Source organism: Geomonas subterranea (assembly GCF_019063845.1).
GTDB lineage: Bacteria > Desulfobacterota > Desulfuromonadia > Geobacterales > Geobacteraceae > Geomonas > Geomonas subterranea.
The window spans coordinates 3,105,703-3,124,748 of record NZ_CP077683.1; the positions used below are offsets into that span (position 1 = coordinate 3,105,703).

The following is a 19,046-nucleotide window of genomic DNA, read 5'->3' on the forward strand; positions in this document are numbered from 1 at the left end:
CACCGGCCGCGCGAGGCACTCATGGAGCCGACAAACTTCACGACCGAGCAGGAGAGCTTCAAAGAACTGGCCATTGAATTCGCCCGCCGCGACCTGAACCCCGGGGCCAAGGAACGGGAGAAACAAGGAGAGTTCTCCGAGGAGGGGTGGCGCAAATGCGCCGAATTCGGCATCCCCGGGATCACCATGCCCGAGGAGTACGGCGGCCTGGGTCTCGACACCATGACCGCGGTAGCCACCATGGAGGGGCTCGGCTACGCCTGCCGGGACAGCGGCCTCATCTTCTCGCTCAACTCCCATATCTGGACCTGCGAATCTCCCATCAACCGCTTCGGCACCCTCCGGCAAAGGCAACGGTACCTTCCCGGCCTCATCTCCGGCGAACTCAAGGGGGGGCACGCCATGACCGAGCCGGAGGCGGGATCCGATGCCTTCAGCATGCGCTGCAGCGCTGAGAAGCGCGGCGACCGCTACCTGCTCAACGGCTCCAAGACCTTCATCACCAACGCCCCCATCGCGGACCTCCTGCTGGTCTTCGCCGTCACCGACGGCCGCAAGGGATTCGCCGGGATTTCCGCGTTCATCGTCGAGAAGGGGACACCCGGGTTTTCGGTGGGGCGCCCTCTCGAAACCATGGGGCTCAGGACCTGCCCCTTGGGCGAGGTCTTCCTCGAGGATTGCGAGATCCCGGAGGAGAACAGGCTCGGCGCGGAGGGGAACGGCGCCGCCATCTTCAATTCTGAGATGGAGTGGGAGAGAAGCTGCCTCTTCGCCGCGCACCTGGGTGCCATGGAGAAGATCCTCGAGGAATGCGTGGAGTACGCCCGCCAGCGGCGCCAGTTCGGCCAGGCAATCGGGAAGTGCCAATCGGTCTCGCACAAGATCGCCGACATGAAGCTGCGCACCGAGCTCTCCCGCCTCATGCTGCACCGGGTCGCCGGGCTTAAGAGCGCCGGACGGCGCGCCCCCCTGGAATCGGCCATGGCCAAGCTGTTCATAAGCGAAAGCTACGTGCAAAACGCCACCGACGCCCTGCAGATACACGGCGCCTACGGCTACTCCACCGAGTTCGACTTCGAGCGCAACCTGCGCGACGCCATCGCCGGGAAGATCTACTCCGGCACCTCCGAGATCCAGAGAAACATCATCGCCAGCTTCCTTGGGCTCTAGGGGGGCGGAAGGAGCAGACCATGTACCTCTTGCAGCAACTGCTGACCCAAAGCGCGAAGTCGTTCCCGGAGCGGCAGGCGGTGTGCTGCAAGGACCGGCAGCTCTCCTACCTGGAGCTGGAACAGGCGAGCAACCGGCTCGCGGCCCTTTTGGCCGGCAACGGGGTCAGGCGCGGCGACCGCGTGGGCATCCTTTTGAACAAGTCGGTGGAGTGCATCGTGGCCCTCTTCGGCATCCTGAAGGCAGGCGCAGTCTACGTGCCGCTCGACCCCGCTTCCCCGGTGCCGCGTCTTCGCTCCATCATCGACCACTGCGGGATACGCCTCGCCATCTCGTCCGGGGAGCAGCTGGAGCGCATCCTCGCCGAGGGGGGCGAAGGGGTGAAACTCGAAAAGGCGGTTGTGACCGCACCCGGCGCCGGGCCGGCCGGGGTGGAGTGCCTCCCCTGGGAAAACCTGTATCTGTACTCCCACCTCCCCCTCTCCCCCCAGGTCTGCGGCGCCTCCCCCGCCTACATCCTGCACACCTCCGGCTCCACCGGCTCGCCCAAGGGGGTGGTCATCTCCCACCTGAACGCCCTCACCTTCATCGACATGGCCACCGAATTCTTCGGCTTAGGGGAAACCGACCGGGTCGCGAACCATGCGCCCCTGCACTTCGACCTCTCCATCTTCGACATCTTCTGCGCGCTCAAGGGGGGAGCCACCCTGGTGCTGGTGCCGGAGGCGCTCTCCGCCTTTCCCGTGCGCCTCGCCGAATTCCTGGAGCGCGAGGAGATCACCGTGTGGAACTCGGTTGCCTCGGTTCTGACCAAGCTTGCCGACCAGGGGGCGCTCGAGCGGCTCACGCTGCGAAAGCTGCGCCTGGTGCATTTCTCCGGGGACATCATGCCGGTCAGGTACCTGAGGGTCCTGAAGCGCTTCATGCCCGCCGCCGCCTTCTACAACATCTACGGGCAGACCGAGGCCAACTCCTCCCTCTTTTTCCGGGTGCCGGAGGAACTGCCGCAGGAGGCGTGGAAGATACCGATTGGGACCCCGTTCCCCAACTTCGAGGTCTTCGCCATCGACGAGGCGGGACAGCTGGTGACCGCACCGGGACGCGAGGGGGAGCTGCATGTCCTGAGCGCCACGGTGGCCCTTGGTTACTGGAACGATCCCGCGCGCACCGCCTCCCACTTCAGCCCCGATCCGCGCAACCCGTCCAGCCACGCCCGGGTCTACCGTACCGGCGACCTGGTGCGGCTGGATGCCGATGGCAACTTCGTTTTCGCCGGGCGCAAGGACCACATGGTGAAGAGCAAGGGGTTCCGGGTGGAGCTGGACGAGATCGAGATCGTCCTTAACAGCCACCCCGGGATACGGCAGGCCGCGGTGATCGCCATACCGGACGAGCTCACCGGAAGCCGCATCGTCGCCTACGTCTCCCACGCCGAGGGTGCCGTCCTTGAGGCCGCGGAGCTCATCGGCCTGTGCGGTGCGCACCTCCCCAAGTACATGATCCCTGAGCGGATTATCTGCCGCCCCGCCCTCCCGGTCACCTCCAACAGCAAGATCGACCGCAAGGCGCTGGAGCGCGAATTCACCCCCTGACCCCTCCCCGCCCCCCTCCACATCCGTATACGGGAAACCTCAACTAATGAAAGTTCAATTAGTTGTTTTTACACGACAAATCTGCTATGGTTCGGCGGCTTTAAACAAATGTTCCGAAGGAGCGGAAATGGTACTCAAGGACATGGAGGACATTCGCCAGAAGGCCGATTGTCTGAGGTCGGAGCAGGAAGTCGAGGAGGCGCTGTCACGCATGGCGCGGGAAATCGCGGAGCGCCTGGCGGGTACCGACCCGATCGCGTTCTGCATCATGAACGGCGGGCTGTTCGTGACCGGCAAGCTGGTGGACAAGCTCCCGTTCGCGCTCGAGCTGGATTACCTCCACGCGACCCGTTACGGCGCGGAGATGTTCGGTGGCAACCTGCTGTGGAAGGTTAAGCCGGAACGCTCCCTGAAGGGGCGCACGGTGCTTCTCATCGACGACATCCTCGACGAGGGAGTGACGCTGGCCGAGATCTCCAGGTTCTGCAAGGAGGAGGGGGCCGCCGAGGTCTACACCGCCGTCCTGGTGGACAAGATCCACGACAGAAAGGCGCCCGGCGCCAAGGCCGACTTCGTCGGGCTCGAGGTTGAGGACCGCTTCCTGTTCGGCTGCGGCATGGACATAGCAGGATACTGGCGCAATCTGCCCGCACTCTACGCAATGAAGGAGCAAAACTAGCAATGACCTCCCGTATAGCCACCTACTTCCAGTTCCAACGCTTCGGCACCAGCATGAAGCGCGAGATCATCGCCGGTCTCACCACCTTCCTCACCATGGCGTACATCATCATCGTCAACCCGGCCATCCTCGAGAACGCCGGCATCCCGCGCGGCCCCTCCACCACCGCCACCATCATCGCCGCCGTCTTCGGCACCGTTCTCATGGCCTTCTTCGCCAACCGCCCCTTCGCCATCGCGCCGTACATGAGCGAGAACGCCTTCATCGCCTTCGTCGTGGTCAAGGTGATGGGTTACTCCTGGCAGACCGCCCTGGCCGCCGTCTTCTTCGCCGGGGTCATCTTCACCCTGCTCACCCTGTTCAAGGTCAGGAGCTGGCTCGCCGAGTCCATCCCGCTGTCTCTTAAGTGCGCCTTCGCCACCGGCATCGGCCTGTTCCTCACCTTCATCGGCCTCAACGAAACCGGCATCGTGGTCTTGGGCGTTCCCGGCGCGCCGGTGAAACTGGGCGACCTCTCCCACCCCTCCGTGCTCCTGGCCGTCTTCGGCCTGCTCTTCACCGTGGTGCTCATCTCCCGCAAGGTGCTCGGCTCCATGATGATCGGCATCGTGGTCACCACCATCGCGTCGATCATCCTCAAGGTGACCCCGCTGCCGCAATCCTTCGTGAGCATGCCGCCGGACATCACGCCGATCCTGTTCAAGCTCGACTTCGCCGGGGCCCTCACCCCGGGCTTCTTCCCGATCATCCTGACCATCTTCATCATGGCGTTCCTGGATACCGTGGGCACGCTCCTCGGCCTCTCCATGCGCGCCGACCTCCTGGATGAGAACGGCAACCTCCCGGAGATCGAGAAGCCGATGCTGGCCGACGCCCTCGCCACCGTGGCTGCGCCGCTGCTCGGCACCACCACCACCGGCGCCTACATCGAGTCAGCGGCAGGCATCGAGGAAGGGGGCCGCACCGGCTTCACCGCCCTGGTCACCGCCCTTTTCTTCCTGCTGGCGCTCTTCTTCGCGCCCCTGTTCACCATCGTCCCGGCGCACGCCTACGGCATCGCCCTCATCGTGATCGGCTCCTACATGATCAGCCCGCTCGCGAAAATCGACTTCGACGACTTCACCGAACTGATCCCGGCCTTCCTGACCGTGGTGCTCATGATCTTCACCTACAACATCGGTGTCGGCATGACCGCGGGCTTCATCGCCTACCCGCTGATGAAGGGGGCCACCGGCCGCATCAGGGAAATGAAAGGTGGGATGTGGGTGCTCGCGCTCCTGTCGCTTTCCTACTTCCTCTTCGGCGCGAAGTAAGCCCCGCCCGGATTCACCATCCCCACATGAGCCGCCGCATCGAAAGGTGCGGCGGCTTTTTTCGTTTCCCCTCCCCGCCCGCCGGGTGCGCGCTGCGCGTCCCGTCCCCCCGCCTCTCCCACGAAGATCCCGTTAAAGTTCCCGGTCACGCCGCCGATGAAGTGAAAACGGATATCAACGGCAGAGAGTGGTTCTGTCAAAATGCGCCGCCAGTCGCGCTCGGGCGCGGGATTAGAGGCTGGAGAATCCCGTGCGAAGGAAGGAACGATCATGTTTCAGAATCTGAGAATCCGCACCAAACTGTTACTGATGATTGCCGTCCCGGTGCTCGGGATGGTCGTGTTTTCCATCTACAACGCAAGGAAAGACTACGCGGTCCTGCAGGGGCTGGTCCAGACCCAGAAGCTGACCGCCCTGGCGGTCCAGGTAGGCGAACTGTCGCACCAGATACAGAAGGAGCGGGGCTACACGTCCGGCTACCTCAACGCGAAAGGGGGCAAATTCAGGGAGGAACTGGCCGGTCAGCGGGCCAAGGTGGACCAGCAGATCGACGCGGTCACCGTCTTCCTGGAGAAGAACGGGACATCGGTAGCGGTGGTGAAGGGAAGCCTCGACGCGGCGGGAAGCGCCATCGCAAGGCTCAAGGAGACCCGCGCCGGTATCGACACCCTCCAGGTGACCGGCGCCCAGGCCTATGCCTTCTACACCGGGCTCATCAACTCGTACATGGACGTGGTGGGGGCCGTCGCCACCACCAGCGGCAAGCGCGAGGTGATGCGCCAGGCCACCGCCTACTACAGCTTCGTGAAGGCGAAGGAGGAGACCGGCAAGGAGCGGGCGACCCTCAACGCGGTCCTCGCGGCGGACGTCCTGGACCAGGAGAGGCTGCAGCGGACCATGACCATCCTGGCGGCGCAGCAGGACTACCTGGACCTGTTCCGGAAGTTCGCATCTTCACAAGCGGTCGCCGCCTACGAGGAGAAAGCGAAGGCGCCGGTTTTCGGCAAGGTGGAAGAGATGAGGGGAGCGGTGCTCTCCAAGGGGCTCTCCGGACACTTCGGCATTCCTGCGGAGAGCTGGTTCCCGGTCATCACCGAGAAGATCGACACCATGAAGCAGGTGGAGGACGTGCTCACCAAAGAAATCCTGGCAACCGCGGCGGGGCTCGCCCATGACGCGCGGCTCACCCTGATCCTCAGCCTGGTAATGGCGGCAACCGCGAGCCTCGGGACCTGCCTCCTCGGCGTCATCATCTCTTTGGGCATCACCCGCCCCCTCACCCGGATGCTCGGCATGCTCAAGGACATCGCCGAAGGGGAGGGAGACCTGACCAGGCGGCTCGAAGTGGGGCGCAAGGACGAACTGGGCGAGGTAAGCATCTGGTTCAACCGCTTCATCGACAACGTGCACGGCATCGTCTCGCAGCTCTCGCGAAACACCGGCCAGCTTTCGGTATCCTGCCAGCAGCTGAGCGCGACCGCGGTACAGATCGCCACGGCCGCCGAGGAGGTCGCCGCGCAGTCGGGGACGGTCGCGACGGCAAGCGAGGAGATGAGCGCCACCTCCAACGACATCTCGAGCAACTGCTCCCAGGCGGCCGAGTCCTCCAATCGTGCCAGCGATACCGCCCGCGGCGGCGCGCAGGTCGTACAGCAGACCCTGGTCGGAATGCAGAAGATCGCCGGACGGGTGAAGGAATCGGCCCAGACGGTACAGAACCTCGGCGCGCGCTCCGACGAGATCGGCGCCATCGTGGGGACCATCGAGGACATCGCCGACCAGACCAACCTCCTCGCCCTGAACGCCGCCATAGAGGCGGCCCGGGCCGGCGAGCAGGGGCGCGGCTTCGCCGTGGTGGCGGACGAGGTACGCGCGCTCGCGGAACGGACCACGCGGGCGACCAAGGAGATCGGCGCCATGATCAAGGCGATCCAGAGCGACACCATCGGTGCCGTGGGGAGCATGAGGCTCGGCGTTCAGGAGGTCGAATCGGGGATGAAAAGCTCGCGCCGCTCGGGTGAAGCGCTCGATGACATCATGAACGCCATCAACGAACTCACCTCCCAGATCCACCAGATCGCCACGGCGGCCGAGCAGCAGACGGCCGTGACCGGTGAGATCACGGCCAACATCGGCACCATAACCGAGGTGGTATCGGAGACGGCGGGAGGGGCACACGAGACGGCAAAAGCGGCGACGCACATGTCCAGCCTCGCCTGCGAGCTGCAACAGATCGTGGGACGCTTCAAACTGGCATAGCCGCGGACCGCGAAAAGATGGAAAGAACGCAGCACTGGTCGTGCTTGAGAATCCGAGAATTCCGGCAGGTTACCGGCTACTCCCCGCAGTAAAAAGTGATCCGGCCGCCTCCCCTTTTACAGGGGAGGCTCGCTTTCAGGCGCGCTATTCCTCGCACCGCGGAAGCATATACTGGATACCGGAGTTTCGCGAACTTCGCTCCGGCGCATCAAACTTTTTCGAGGTGGTGGTTGACAGTGACAAAGCAGGCCATATACTAGGGTGAAAATTTCCTTAAAAAAGGAGAACAACCATGAAAAAGCTGCTCATCGCATTCGCACTCACTCTTTTGACTTCCGCTTCCGCCTTTGCCGCCGGCCAGGCCCACACCAACGTCGGTTGCGGCCTCGGCACCATGCTGTGGGAGAACAAGGCCGACGGCTCCATCCTGTTCCAGGTGCTGCAGTCCACCACCAACGGCACTTCGGGCACCCAGACCTTCGGCATCACCTCCGGCACCTCAGAGTGCCAGAAGCCGGGCAAGATCGCACAGAACGAGAAGCTGAACCAGTTCGTGCGCGCCAACATCGACAACCTCGCCAAGGACATCGCCATGGGTAAAGGCGAGACCCTGGACACCTTCGTCGAGATGATGGGCGTCCCCTCCACCCAGAGTGACGCCTACAAAACGAAGCTGCAGGCAAACTTCGGCAAGATCTTCACCTCCGACAAGATCGTGATGGCCGAGGTCATCGACAACGTCGTCACCGTAACCAACAACTGATTTTTTCCGGGAAGTATGCTACAAGGGTGCACGGTCAAAACCGTGCACCCTTTTTAATGTCCGGAGCACCCCTCTGTGATGAGCATTGGAATGAACATGTCCCTGCTGCGCCGCGCCCTGTGTACCCTGCTGCTCGCCCTGTCCCTCACCTCCCTGCCGGCGGCGGCCGCCGACCTCGCCTACCGCGACCAGCTCCTCAAGGAGGCCGTGGAAAAACGCCTCTGGGAGCAGCGCCCCTGGCAGATCCTGCTGCACTACAAGAAGACGCTCGCCGGAGAAACCATAAGCCGGATCTCCGATCCCAATTTCTTCCTCTCCCCCACCGGACGGACCGATCCGGCAGCCGAGCTCTCTGCGACGCTCGCCGCTTTTTTCCGCCCCGAGGCCCCGGACGGGGAACATCCCATCTGCCGCTTCCCGGCGCGCCTTGCCTGGCTGAGCGGGGAGCTTTCCATCGACCCCTCCCGCCTTCCCGCCGCGCTCTGCTCCGAGCAGCAGGAACAGATAAGGACCGTCGACGCGCGCGCCGCAGTGCTGGTGTTCCCGGTGGGGCACATCAACAGCCCGGCCTCCATGTTCGGGCACACCCTGCTCAGGATCGACGGCCCCAGCAAGAGCAACCTCATCTCCTACGCGGTGAACTACGCGGCCGACGCCACCGACGCCAACGGGTTTCTCTACGCGTTCAAGGGGCTCTCCGGGCTGTACAAGGGTTACTACTCCCTGATGCCGTACTACCAGAAGGTGAAGGAGTACAGCGATCTCGAGCACAGGGACATGTGGGAGTACCGCCTGCGGCTCACAAGGGAAGAGGTGGACAAGCTGCTGCTGCACGCCCTGGAACTGCAGCGGATCGCCTCCGACTACTATTTCCTCGACGAGAACTGCTCCTACAACCTGCTGTTCCTGATCGAGGCGGCGCGCCCCACGCTGCACCTCTCCGACCGCACGGGACTGCTGGTTCACCCCACCAACACCATCGAGATCGCCAAGGACAGCGGCATCCTCGACGAGGCGGTCTACCGCCCCTCGCAGGGGGCACGCATCGTCAAGATAGCGTCGCTGCTCGACGAGGAACGGCAGCAGGCCGCCCTGGACGTCGCCCAGGGAACGCGCCATCCCGGCAGCGTGACGGCGGCGCCCGGGACGGAACAGGATAAACGGGAGGTGCTGGATCTCGCCGCGGAGCTGGTGCAGCTGCGCCTGGCCCGCAAGGAGCTGGAGCAGGATGCCTACTCGAAGCTCTACCTGAAGATCCTGGCCGAGCGCAGCGCCCTCGGCACGGGGAGCGAGGCAGCCTACGCCGTCGCGCCCCCCGCGCCCCCCGACGCCGGTCACCACACCTCCAAGATCGGCCTTGGGGGCGGCGTGCGCCGCGGGGAGTGGTACGGCGCCGTGCACCTGCAACCCGAGTTCCACAGCCTGCTCGACCCGGACCAGGGGTACCTGAAGGGAGCGCAGATCAAGTTCTTCGACACCCTGGTCGACTACGTGCCGGAAACCGGACGTCCCCGGCTGCGCAGCCTGCACCTGCTGGACATCCTCTCCACCGCCCCCCGGGACCGCTTCTTCAAGCCGTACTCCTGGAAGGTCGCGGCCGGCTGGGACACGGAGGTGATGGAGGATGGAAGGGACTCGCTCGTGTTCCGGCTGAACAGCGGAGGAGGTCTCGCCAGGAGATCCCCGTTCGGAGGGATCCTCTACGGATTGGCCGAACTGTCCGTCGACGGCGGCAAGCACCTGCGCGGCCCGGTCGCCGCGGCGCCCGGGCTCAGTGTGGGCGTCCTGGAACAGGTCGGGGATTGGTGGAAGATCCACCTGGAAGGATCGGCCTTTTTCTACCTCGTCGGAGATGACCGGACTTCCCTCAAGGCAACACTGTCGCAAAACTTCCGATTGGCACAGCAGCAGAGCCTGAGTCTCAGCCTGAGCCTCGGCGATGTCTCGGGCCACACCGTTTCTGAACAAAGCCTCTTGTGGAACTACTACTTCTGACAAAACTTCTCTTTTGGTGATTCAACTCACAGGGAAGTTCCCCTCCGTTGCCGTCATTGCGTTGACTTCAGTTAGGGCTAAGAGCATAATGTCCAAAAATTAAATACATCGCAAGATACACGATAATACTCAACCATCCGCGAGGATGGGGCGGAAAGCCTATTGGGTCTCTCGCAGACAGCCGGGTTGCCGAAATATCATTCGATATTCTGCCCCGGCTTTTTTGCGTCCGGTGCAGAAATGGAATGCACCCGGAGGAGAAAGAGGCCATGCACCGCTTGCTCTTTGGTTCCGTCACGGCCTCCCCTCCACGGGCCGCTTTGCGCCAGATCACGGGAGCACCCATGGAGCAGGAAACTGGCTCCGATCTCAATATCTCGCTGCACCCCGGGATGCACCTGCGGTTCAGTGACCGGAAAGGGCGACCGCTTCCGGAACGTCTGGTTCCCCTCCTCGGAGTAACGGTATGGTAGTCGACAGTGATCTGACCACGCAGTTTCTATACGAAGCACTCAGCCGCGGCAAGAGGGAATGGGAGCTCACCTTCGACGCCGTCCCCGACCTCATTTTCATCACGGACACCCACCACACCATCACCCGGGCCAACCGCGCCATGGCGGAGCGGCTCGGCTTGCGCCCGACCGAGGTCCCCGGCCGCAAATGCTACGAGCTCTTCCACGAGATCGGCACCGTCCCCGGAACCTGCCCCTTCATGAAACTGCTGCAGGACGGCGAGGCGCCCCACGTGGAGATGGAGGAGAAGCACCTTGGCGGCTTCTTCGAGATCTCGGTTTCCCCACTGTACAACGAGTTCGGCGAGATCACCGCCTGCGTGCACGTGGCCCGGGACGTGACGGAGCGGAAGAAGGCTGAGGAATACCGGCTCTCCCTGGAACAGCAACTGCAGCAGACCCAGCGGCTGGAGAGCCTGGGCGTGCTGTCCGGCGGCATCGCTCACGACTTCAACAACATCCTGACCATCATCCTCGGGCACTGCGCCCTGGCCCGCTTGGCCGGGCCCACGGAGGTGCGGAGGCACCTTGACCAGATCGAGCTCGCCGGAAACCGCGCCGCCGACCTGTGCCGCCAGATGCTCAACTACGCGGGCAAAAGCCCACTGGTGCGGACGGAGGTGGACCTCAACGCACAGGTGCGTGAAGTGGTGAGCATGCTCCAGCCCGCCTTCAAGAAAAAGATCTCCTTCAGGTACCTGATCGAGCCGGGGGCCCCGCTGATAAAAGGGGACCAGGGGCAGGTGCAGCAGATCATCATGAACCTCGTGGTCAACGCGGTGGAGGCTATCGGCGACCGGAAAGGCACGGTGGGCATCGCCCTGACGCCGCACGAGATTTCCCCGGAAACGAGCTGCCGGGACGCCTTCGGCAACACCATCGCCCCGGGCTCGTATGTCTGCCTCGAAGTCAGTGACGACGGCTGCGGCATGAGCGAGGAAACGAGGCAGCGGCTCTTCGAGCCCTTCTTCACCACCAAGTTCACCGGGCGCGGCCTGGGGATGTCCGCCACCATGGGCATCATCCGGAGCCACAACGGAGCGCTGCAGCTATCCAGCACCCTCGGGGAGGGGTCCACCTTCAAGATCTTCTTTCCCACCTGCCCTGCCGCGACTCCGCGCAGCGGAGCCGTTCCCGTTTCTCCGTCCCCGCTGCGGTCCGGGGAACGGTTGACAGGAACCGTCCTGCTGGTCGACGACGAGCCGGAACTGCGCCAGGTCGGCACCGTCCTTTTGAGCGGACTCGGCCTGAACGTCATCACGGCCTGCAATGGACGGGAAGCCCTCGAGGTCTACCGCGAACGATCCCGGGAGATCGACCTGGTCCTGATGGACCTGACCATGCCCGAAATGGACGGGGTCGAGGCGTACCAGGAACTGCGCAGACAGGCGCCCTCGCTCCCCGTCCTCTTCTGCAGCGGTTACGGCAAGAAGGAGGTTTCCCCCTTCATCGACAGCGACCGGCATGCCGCCTTCCTCCCGAAGCCCTACAACAGGGACCAGATGCACACCATGCTCCGCAAGCTCCGTGAAGGGGCGGGATATCACCCCTAGCCTTCGCGCAGCCCCCCCGTTCCTCCTCGTAGGAAAGAGTTCTCCCCCACCTGGACAATTCCTCCGTCTCCGGCACTACCACCTCGCTTGTCCCCGGCGCCCCGCCTGATACAATTATCCGCTGCTAACCAAACAACACCTTTCAGCGCCGCCGTCTCCGCTTTGGCGGGCGGAGGCACCATGTACCTGCCCCAACGCGGCTTGGCTCGCGTGAGGAGGGATTATGTTCGGATGGTTCAGGACGCTGCTCGTGCCGGTTCTGGTCACTCTTTGCTGCACCAGCGCTTTTGGACACACCATCATCACCCGCCTAAGCGACGGACAGACCGTCTCTCTGACCCAACTCGCCGCTGCCGCTGCCGCGAGCCAGGTGGTCCTGGTCGGGGAGTCGCACGACGAACCATACCATCATGATCTGCAGCTCACCCTGCTCCGACTGCTGGACGGCGCGAGGCGGCCGATCGCCATCGGGCTCGAGATGATGCAGAGCGACTGTCAAAAGACGCTCGACGACTGGGTGGAGGGAACGCTCGGGGAGCCGGAGATGCAGCAAGCGTTCGAGAGAAACTGGACAGGCTGGCAGATGTACCGGGATATCTTCTTGTTCGCGAGGGAGAAACGGATCCCCATGGTCGCCCTCAACGTGCCCCTGGCGATAGTGCGCACGGTCTCCCGCGACGGCTTCGCCGCACTCACTCCTGAGGAGCGCAAGGGTCTCCCGCCGGGAACCAGCTGCGACCTCACTAACCCCCAAATCGCCTTTTTGCGGAAGTCCTTCGGGGCGGTGGCGCACCACATGCAAAACGGCAAAAGGTTCGACTTTTTCTGCGAAGCGCAAACGGTTCGCAACAGCGGCATGGCCCTAAACATCATCCGTTACCGCGACCAGGAGCCCGGGCGCACCGTGGTGGTGCTCACCGGCACCTGGCATGCCGTGAAATACGCCATTCCCGAGCAGTTGCAGCGTCTTGGCAGCCTACCGGCACCGACCGTCATCCTCCCCGAAACTCCCTATCTGAACAGCGGCAATACCGGCGCCAGCGAGGCCGATTACCTGGTTGAACTGTGAGGTTCGCCCAACTCCCTGCCCGCTGACCGATTTCTGTCGAGGCATCACCTGCCGCACTTTCGTTCCCTTCTCTCCAGGGAGGTCCCGACCGCGCGCCTTCCCTCCCCTCTGGATCGTCCCTGACAACCGCACGCTCCCCCTCTCCGCCTCTTTTTTGTGCAAAGAGTCAAGTCGTCGCGGCGCATACCGAAGAGCGCCGCCCCGAAACTCCCTTGAAGTTACGCAACCTTAGGGCAACAACCCCGGGGAGCTAAATTGGCTTTTTTTAATTGTTTGTGCTAAGTTGAGGACAGCAGCAAGAATCTGTATACAACAGCTGGCGCCGTGGGAGCCAAGAAGGCTCCCCTCTGCAAGAGAGGCAGTCGGCGCCTCCCGGCCGCTTGGGCCGGGAATGGAGGTTCGATTATGAGAACAGTGAGAAGGTTGCTATTCACCACGGTCGCCATCCTGGGCATGATGGGGATGACCACAGGCACGGGTTATGCCGACTCCGGATCACACAAGATGACTCACAAATCCGGGACACACAAAACGGGGATGACCCACAAAGCAAAATCCTCCCACCACAGGAGCGGGACGGTTTCCGGTTCCTCCGGTGGCGGTAGCGTGCAAAGTTACGGCAGCACGTCGCTTCCCAGCGGCGTAGGGGCAAGGACCACCGTACGCCAGGATTTCACCGTTGAACGGCTGGGGCCTGAATCCGGAGGCAGCACCGGCACCGGCGCAGGCGGCACGGTAGGGGGCAGCACTGGCGGAACCTACGACCAGAGGGGGACCGGCGGAACCTACAACCAGGGTAGTGGCGGCAGCTACTACGGGACCGGCGCCGGCAGCGGCACTGGCGGCACCATGGAAAGAGGCACCGGCGGTACCTACTACAACCAGGGAACCGGAGGCACCTATTACAACCAGGGAACCAGGGGCACTGGAGGCACGACGGACCGTGGCGCAGGCGGCACCATGAACCCGGGTGCTGGCGGCAGCTACTTTGAACAGGGGACCAGGGGCACTGGCAATACGCTCGACCGCGGTCCCAGCGGGATCATGAACCAGGGGACCGGCGGCAGCTACTATAACCAGGGAACAGGCGGCACGACCGGAACCGGTAACATGGGCACCGGCACAATGGGCACCGGCACGGGCTCCATGGGCACCGGCACGGGCGGCACGACTGGCACCGGCACAGGCGGCACTGGCGGTTCTATGGGTACGGGCACCGGAACCGGTACAGGCGGCAGTGGCAGGTAAGAGGGGAAAAGGTAGGTAGCATAGCAGCAGGTGAAGGGGTTACAGGCGGGACCTGTAGCCCCTTTTTAGTGTGGACCGGCAGCCAGGACGGCACCCTGCGTTTCGCCGTGTCTGGTGTCATGGTCGTAACCTATCTGGAGTTCCTTCAGGTTGTGGAATTTCTCCTCGGTGCGCCTGGTTATTTCGGCAGCCAGGTCCTCTTCGCTGGAGAAACTGGGGAGGGTCCCGAACATCTCGTTCATCTCGGAGGCGGCCTTGACGGCAAGCTCCTTGTGGCCGAACTCGTGACGCTGCAGGTGGGTCAGGTACTCGCTCCAGGTGCCGGCAAGTTCGGGGGCGCAGGTAGCGAGGTTCAGGCGGGGCATGTTGTAGAGGATGTCGACACGTGTGGCGGCAGACTTCACGGAATAACGGCCGTTTTGGCAGGTGACCTCGTATTTGTAGTGAATGTCCCAGTTGGTCATGGCGGAGTACACTTTGCCATCGTTCCACTTGGTTCCATTGAGCCTGATCTGCTCAACCAGATCGTCAAGGCTCCGGCCACTTATATCATAGAACCGGTATCCTTCTCGTACCTTCAGTTCACAGGAAGCCGCATCGGAAGCAAACGCGGGGGAGGAAGAGGCCAGTATGCACAGGGCAAGCCCCGCGCCAGCAATCAAGCGGTGCATCATGCGGAAACGGACTCCTGAAGCTGGAATGAAAAACGTGAAGCAACCATACCTCAACCAGCATCAGCCGGGCGTGACCCAGGTCACCAACGGCACACAATCGCACCTTTACCAGTCCCGCGCCCTGTCATTGCCCGCGATACGACCGCTCCAGAGAGAGACGCGGCTGCCGGTGGCGGCGGCAGAGCGTGCCTGGCGCGCCTTCACCTGCAACAAGGAAAGCCCCGCGACGCAGAGGGCGGAGGTGAGCGTGAGGGCGGAGGACGCGCCGAGCCTGGAGGCAAGCCACCCCACGAGGGCGCTCCCCAAAGGCGCCATGCCGAGGAGGGTCAGGGTGTACACCCCCATCACCCGCCCCCGCAGCCGGTCTGGACACCCCTGCTGCAGCGCCCAGTTCACCCGGGCCAGGAAGACCACCACAGCCCCACCTGCGACGGCCAGGGCGGCAAGGGCTACGAGGTAGCCGGTCGAGCGGGAGAAGAGCAGCAGGGCAAGGGCGAACAGTGTACCGGCTGCGGCGCCATCGGAATGGCTGCTGGGCAACCTGTCGCAATAGACAAGCCCGAGGGCCGCGAGAAGCGAACCGCTGCCAACACACGCGGACATGAGGCCGAGCCCCTGCGGCCCCGCCCGAAAGCTGTCGGCAAAGACCGGCAGCAGCGGTACGAACGGAATCGCGAAGAGGCTCACCAGGAGCACCGAGATGAGCCGTTGCCGGGTCGCTTCCCCGGCGACGACGTAGCGCACCCCTTCGCGCAGCTCCACCAACGCGAGAGGATGACGACGTTGCGTATCCTTCACCCGGTATGGGAGGCGCACCAGGACCAGTGCCACCACGCCGGCCGAGTAACTGAGGGCGTTGAGGAAGAAACAGGGAGCGGTGCCGAAGGAGGCGATGATGCATCCTGCCGCGGCCGGGCCGAGGAGACGGGTGGCGTTGAAGATGACGGCGTTGACGGCTACGGCCTGCCCCAGGGATGCGCGCGGCACCAACTCGGCGAGTAGCGCCTGGCGGGCCGGCACCTCGAAGGCGTTCAGTATCCCTTGGCACAAGGCGATAGTCATGATGGCTGGCGCGGTGGCCTCGCCGCGCGCGGCCAACACGCCGAGGAAAAGGGCCGGGAGCAGGGAGCCCCCCTGGGTGATCACGAGGAGGGCACGCTTGTCGAAGCGGTCAGCGGCAACACCGCCCGGCACGCTGAACAGAAGTACCGGCAGCGAGAGCATGATGGCGGCCAGCGCGAGCTGTGCCGGTGACTTGGTGAGCGACCAGACCAGCCACCCCTGGGCCACCGACTGCATCACGCTCCCGAGCCAGGAAATGCCTTGCCCGGTCCAGAAGATGCGGCAGTTGCCGTCACGCATGAGTGTGAAGCTGGAGTTGAGCATTGCCCGCCTCGTGTTTAGGTTGCGGCCCGGTTGAGCATGTGACGAAAACCCGAAAAGGGCGAACGGTGAGGAGACGCCTCATAGGCGTCTCCTCGTATGTTCCGGCCGCTTTGGAAACGGCGCTACGGATGGGAACTCTTGGCGAGCTTGGCCGCGTTCTCGCCGGCGATGCGGCCGAAGGTTATGGTCTGCGAGATGGAATTCCCCCCGAGCCGGTTCTTGCCGTGGACGCCGCCGGTCCCCTCGCCTGCCGCGAACAAGCCGGCAATGGTCTTGCCGTCCTTGGCGAGCACTTCGCTGCCGGTGGTGATCTTCAGCCCCCCCATGGTGTAGTGCACGCCCGGTTTCACCTCGATGGCGTAGTACTTCGCGGTGCGCAGGGCGCGCGGCAGATCGGGGCGCTTGAACTCGGCGTCGTTCTTGTCGTCCACCCCCTTGTTGTAGGCGGCAACGGTCGCTTCCAGTGCGTCGGCCGGGACCTTGATCGCCGCCGCGAGATCCTTGAGGGTGGCCCCTTGCTGCACCAGGTTCAGGTGGAAATAGCCGTCGATCTGCTTCAAGCTCTTGCGGACACCGTCGTCGAAGACGAGATACGCCGACTGTCCCCTCTGCGCCAGGATGGCGGCGGAAGCCTTGTCGCGGGTGGTGAGCTCGTTCACGAAGCGCTTCCCTTCATGGTTCACGAGGATGGCGCCGTTGCCCCGCACCGCCTCGGTGATCAGGGTACGGCTCCCAGCGGCGACGGTCGGGTGTATCTGGATCTCCTTCATGTCCTTCAGGTCGGCTCCCGCCGCGGTCCCCAGGTCGATACCGTCACCGGTGGCACCGGGCTGGTTGGAAGTGGTCATCCCTTTGTATTCCGGGCGGTAATAGGCGACGCGCTCGGGGTTGGCCGAGAAGCCCCCGGCCGCGATGATCACGGCCTTCGCGTTGATGGTGTACTCGCCGCTGTGCTTGCCGACCACGCGGACCCCGGTCACGCGCCCCTTCTTGTCCTCCAGGATCTTCACGACCTTGCTGTTGACGCGGATGTCGATGTTGCGCTGGTCCGCATTCCTGCGCAAAACGTCGGTGATGTGGGCACCAACCGCGGCGCCCCCCTTGGGACGGTGGGTCCGGTTAACGCTGGCGCCTCCCATGCGGCCGACGTCGCTCAGATCGGCACCGAGGCCGGTGAGCCAGGCGACGGAAGAAGCGGAGTTCTTCGCGAGCAGCATGGCCAGCGCCGGGTCGTTCAGGTCGCCGCCGCCGGTCATGGTGTCCTTGTACATAAGCTCGACCGAGTCCGCGATCCCCTTCTCCTTCTGGAAGGTGGTTTCGGCCGCGTTCATCCCGCCGGCTGCGAGCATGCTGTTGCCGCCGGTGATGGGCTGCTTCTCGATGATGATGACCTTGGCGCCGGCGTCATGCGCGGTGATCGCCGCCGTAAAGCCTGCGGCTCCGGCGCCGATGACCACGACGTCAGCCTTGTCGGCGCGCTTTTTGTTCTTGGCGACATCAGCCGCCTTGTACGCGGTGGCGCCCCCCCCAGCGATCTTCATGTCGAAGGGATGGCAGCTCAGGCAATAGGCCCAGGACGCGGTGTGGCCGTGGTGGCAGGCGGTACAGCTGATCTCTCCCAGGTGCGACTTGTGAGGGTTCACTTCCTCGTGGGACTTCTTACCCATCTCCGCCAGGGTGCCGTGGCAGCTGATGCAGTTTTTGTTCACCCCCTTCTCGCTGTCGTCGACGCTGATCTTCTTGCTGCGGCCGTGGCAATCCGCGCAGGTTGCCTTTCCTTCGTGCAGCTTCGCCAACGGTTCCGCGCCACCAGCCCAGAGGGCGGTGGCCCAGATCAGCACCAGCAGTGCCGTCATCACGATGCGTATCCTCGAATTCATCATCTTTCTCCTTTCTTGTTGTCTCGGGTGGTGACCCGTGGTCAGCTCCGCGGATATCCGTCACAGGAGCGGCCGATGATGCGCCCCTCTGCGACCTACTCCCTGGAGCACGAGTGATGCCAATACCGGTGCAACAGGCCAAAGTACCGAATTAATGATAACTTTAGCCTGGAGGGCGTGAAAGGCAACGAAAGCGCGCGATAACCGCAGGTTATGGAAGGCAGAGTGCTCACCAAGGAAGTGGCCGTAGTTTCAACGGGTTAGCAGGAAAGATAACCCCATGTTATGGTTATAACCTGCGGCTATACCCCTTGTTCTGACAAGGGGTTGGCAGAATGCGGAGCTGTTTTGGAAGAAAGGGCTTCGAAAAGCATGACAGGAGAAGACCGACAGCACGAACAGAGGGGTGACTGCCGGAAGAGGTATCCGGCACAAGAGACACCGGCGGAATTGACCCCGGTACAGTGCCAGTACTACAATCATTTAGTAGCATAAGCGTCTCGAAAGGAGTCAGCTATGAGAGTCATATCGAGCGACAAAGCAGAGGTGAAAAATTTCGCGGCTCCGCACGAAGTGAGGGAGTTTCCCCACGGGAAGGTGGAACTTATCATGATAGGCGGGGCGCTGGTGGGCAAAGCGACCTTCTTCCCCGGCTGGCGCTGGTCGACATCGGTGCAGCCCCTGGTGCACACAAAAAGCTGCGAAGCCCCGCATTTCCAGTATCACGTTTCCGGGTGGCTCCACGTGGTGATGGATGACGGCAGCCAGTTCGATTGCGGACCGGGCGACGTGTCGCTTTTGCCGATGGGGCACGATGCCTGGGTCGTCGGTGACGAACCTGCCGTGGTGGTCGACTTCCAGGGCATGATAGATTACGCCAAGGCGGCCTAAGATGCAGAGCAGCTTATAGATGGGGCGCCACGGAAGCGGCGCCCCTTTTTCATGAAAACGGT

Annotated in this window: 15 protein-coding genes and 1 riboswitch; of the genes, 11 read left to right on the forward strand and 4 right to left on the reverse strand. The window is 63.4% G+C overall.

Annotation, left to right across the window (positions count from 1 at the left end; translation table 11 throughout):
* The first annotated feature begins 21 nt into the window (after positions 1–21).
* The 4 genes from KP001_RS13535 (at position 22) to KP001_RS13550 (ending at position 4,754) form a co-directional block, all read left to right on the forward strand.
* Entirely contained in the window at positions 22–1,170 is a 1,149-nt protein-coding gene (locus KP001_RS13535; protein ID WP_217286145.1) for an acyl-CoA dehydrogenase family protein, read from the forward strand.
* Positions 1,171–1,190: 20 nt separating this feature from the next.
* On the forward strand, positions 1,191–2,762 hold the full coding sequence (locus KP001_RS13540; RefSeq protein ID WP_217286146.1) for an amino acid adenylation domain-containing protein: 1,572 nt from the start codon (positions 1,191–1,193) through the stop codon (positions 2,760–2,762).
* Positions 2,763–2,889: 127 nt separating this feature from the next.
* A complete protein-coding gene (locus KP001_RS13545; RefSeq protein ID WP_217286147.1) occupies positions 2,890–3,441 on the forward strand; it encodes a hypoxanthine-guanine phosphoribosyltransferase in 552 nt (183 codons plus the stop codon).
* 2 nt (positions 3,442–3,443) lie between these two features.
* Positions 3,444–4,754, forward strand: coding sequence for an NCS2 family permease (locus KP001_RS13550; protein ID WP_217286148.1), 1,311 nt, complete (start codon positions 3,444–3,446; stop codon positions 4,752–4,754).
* Here the strand turns inward: KP001_RS13550 and KP001_RS13555 are convergent.
* Positions 4,730–4,954 (reverse strand): hypothetical protein, encoded by a 225-nt coding sequence (locus KP001_RS13555; protein WP_217286149.1) that lies wholly within the window; start codon positions 4,952–4,954, stop codon positions 4,730–4,732. The genes KP001_RS13550 and KP001_RS13555 overlap by 25 nt on opposite strands.
* Positions 4,955–5,024: 70 nt before the next feature.
* On the opposite strand from KP001_RS13555, the gene KP001_RS13560 reads away from it, so the two are divergent.
* The 6 genes from KP001_RS13560 (at position 5,025) to KP001_RS13585 (ending at position 14,153) form a co-directional block, all read left to right on the forward strand.
* Positions 5,025–7,013 carry a methyl-accepting chemotaxis protein gene (locus tag KP001_RS13560; protein ID WP_217286150.1) on the forward strand — a complete coding sequence of 663 codons (1,989 nt, stop codon included), beginning with the start codon at positions 5,025–5,027 and terminating at the stop codon, positions 7,011–7,013.
* A gap of 292 nt (positions 7,014–7,305) precedes the next feature.
* Positions 7,306–7,776, forward strand: a complete 471-nt coding sequence (locus KP001_RS13565) for a DUF3015 family protein (RefSeq protein ID WP_217286151.1) — start codon at positions 7,306–7,308, stop codon at positions 7,774–7,776.
* Between the two features lie 78 nt (positions 7,777–7,854).
* Positions 7,855–9,771, forward strand: coding sequence for an Lnb N-terminal periplasmic domain-containing protein (locus tag KP001_RS13570; RefSeq protein ID WP_239027778.1), 1,917 nt, complete (start codon positions 7,855–7,857; stop codon positions 9,769–9,771).
* A gap of 117 nt (positions 9,772–9,888) precedes the next feature.
* Positions 9,889–9,965: riboswitch (cyclic di-GMP riboswitch) on the forward strand.
* Between the two features lie 272 nt (positions 9,966–10,237).
* Entirely contained in the window at positions 10,238–11,836 is a 1,599-nt protein-coding gene (locus tag KP001_RS13575) for a hybrid sensor histidine kinase/response regulator (protein ID WP_217286152.1), read from the forward strand.
* 223 nt (positions 11,837–12,059) lie between these two features.
* Entirely contained in the window at positions 12,060–12,905 is an 846-nt protein-coding gene (locus tag KP001_RS13580; protein ID WP_217286153.1) for a ChaN family lipoprotein, read from the forward strand.
* 405 nt (positions 12,906–13,310) lie between these two features.
* Complete coding sequence (locus KP001_RS13585; RefSeq protein WP_217286154.1) at positions 13,311–14,153, forward strand: hypothetical protein; 843 nt, start codon at positions 13,311–13,313, stop codon at positions 14,151–14,153.
* Positions 14,154–14,218: 65 nt separating this feature from the next.
* Here KP001_RS13585 and KP001_RS13590 read toward each other — a convergent pair whose 3' ends face one another.
* The 3 genes from KP001_RS13590 to KP001_RS13600 form a co-directional block, all read right to left on the reverse strand.
* Complete coding sequence (locus KP001_RS13590; RefSeq protein WP_217286155.1) at positions 14,219–14,827, reverse strand: DUF922 domain-containing protein; 609 nt, start codon at positions 14,825–14,827, stop codon at positions 14,219–14,221.
* Between the two features lie 105 nt (positions 14,828–14,932).
* A complete protein-coding gene (locus tag KP001_RS13595) occupies positions 14,933–16,213 on the reverse strand; it encodes an MFS transporter (RefSeq protein ID WP_217286156.1) in 1,281 nt (426 codons plus the stop codon).
* Positions 16,214–16,335: 122 nt separating this feature from the next.
* Positions 16,336–18,093: a flavocytochrome c gene (locus KP001_RS13600; protein WP_217286157.1), complete on the reverse strand. Its 1,758-nt coding sequence runs from the start codon at positions 18,091–18,093 to the stop codon at positions 16,336–16,338.
* A 516-nt stretch (positions 18,094–18,609) separates the two neighbouring features.
* Here KP001_RS13600 and KP001_RS13605 point away from each other — a divergent pair.
* Positions 18,610–18,984: a cupin domain-containing protein gene (locus tag KP001_RS13605; RefSeq protein ID WP_217286158.1), complete on the forward strand. Its 375-nt coding sequence runs from the start codon at positions 18,610–18,612 to the stop codon at positions 18,982–18,984.
* The last annotated feature ends 62 nt before the right edge of the window (positions 18,985–19,046 follow it).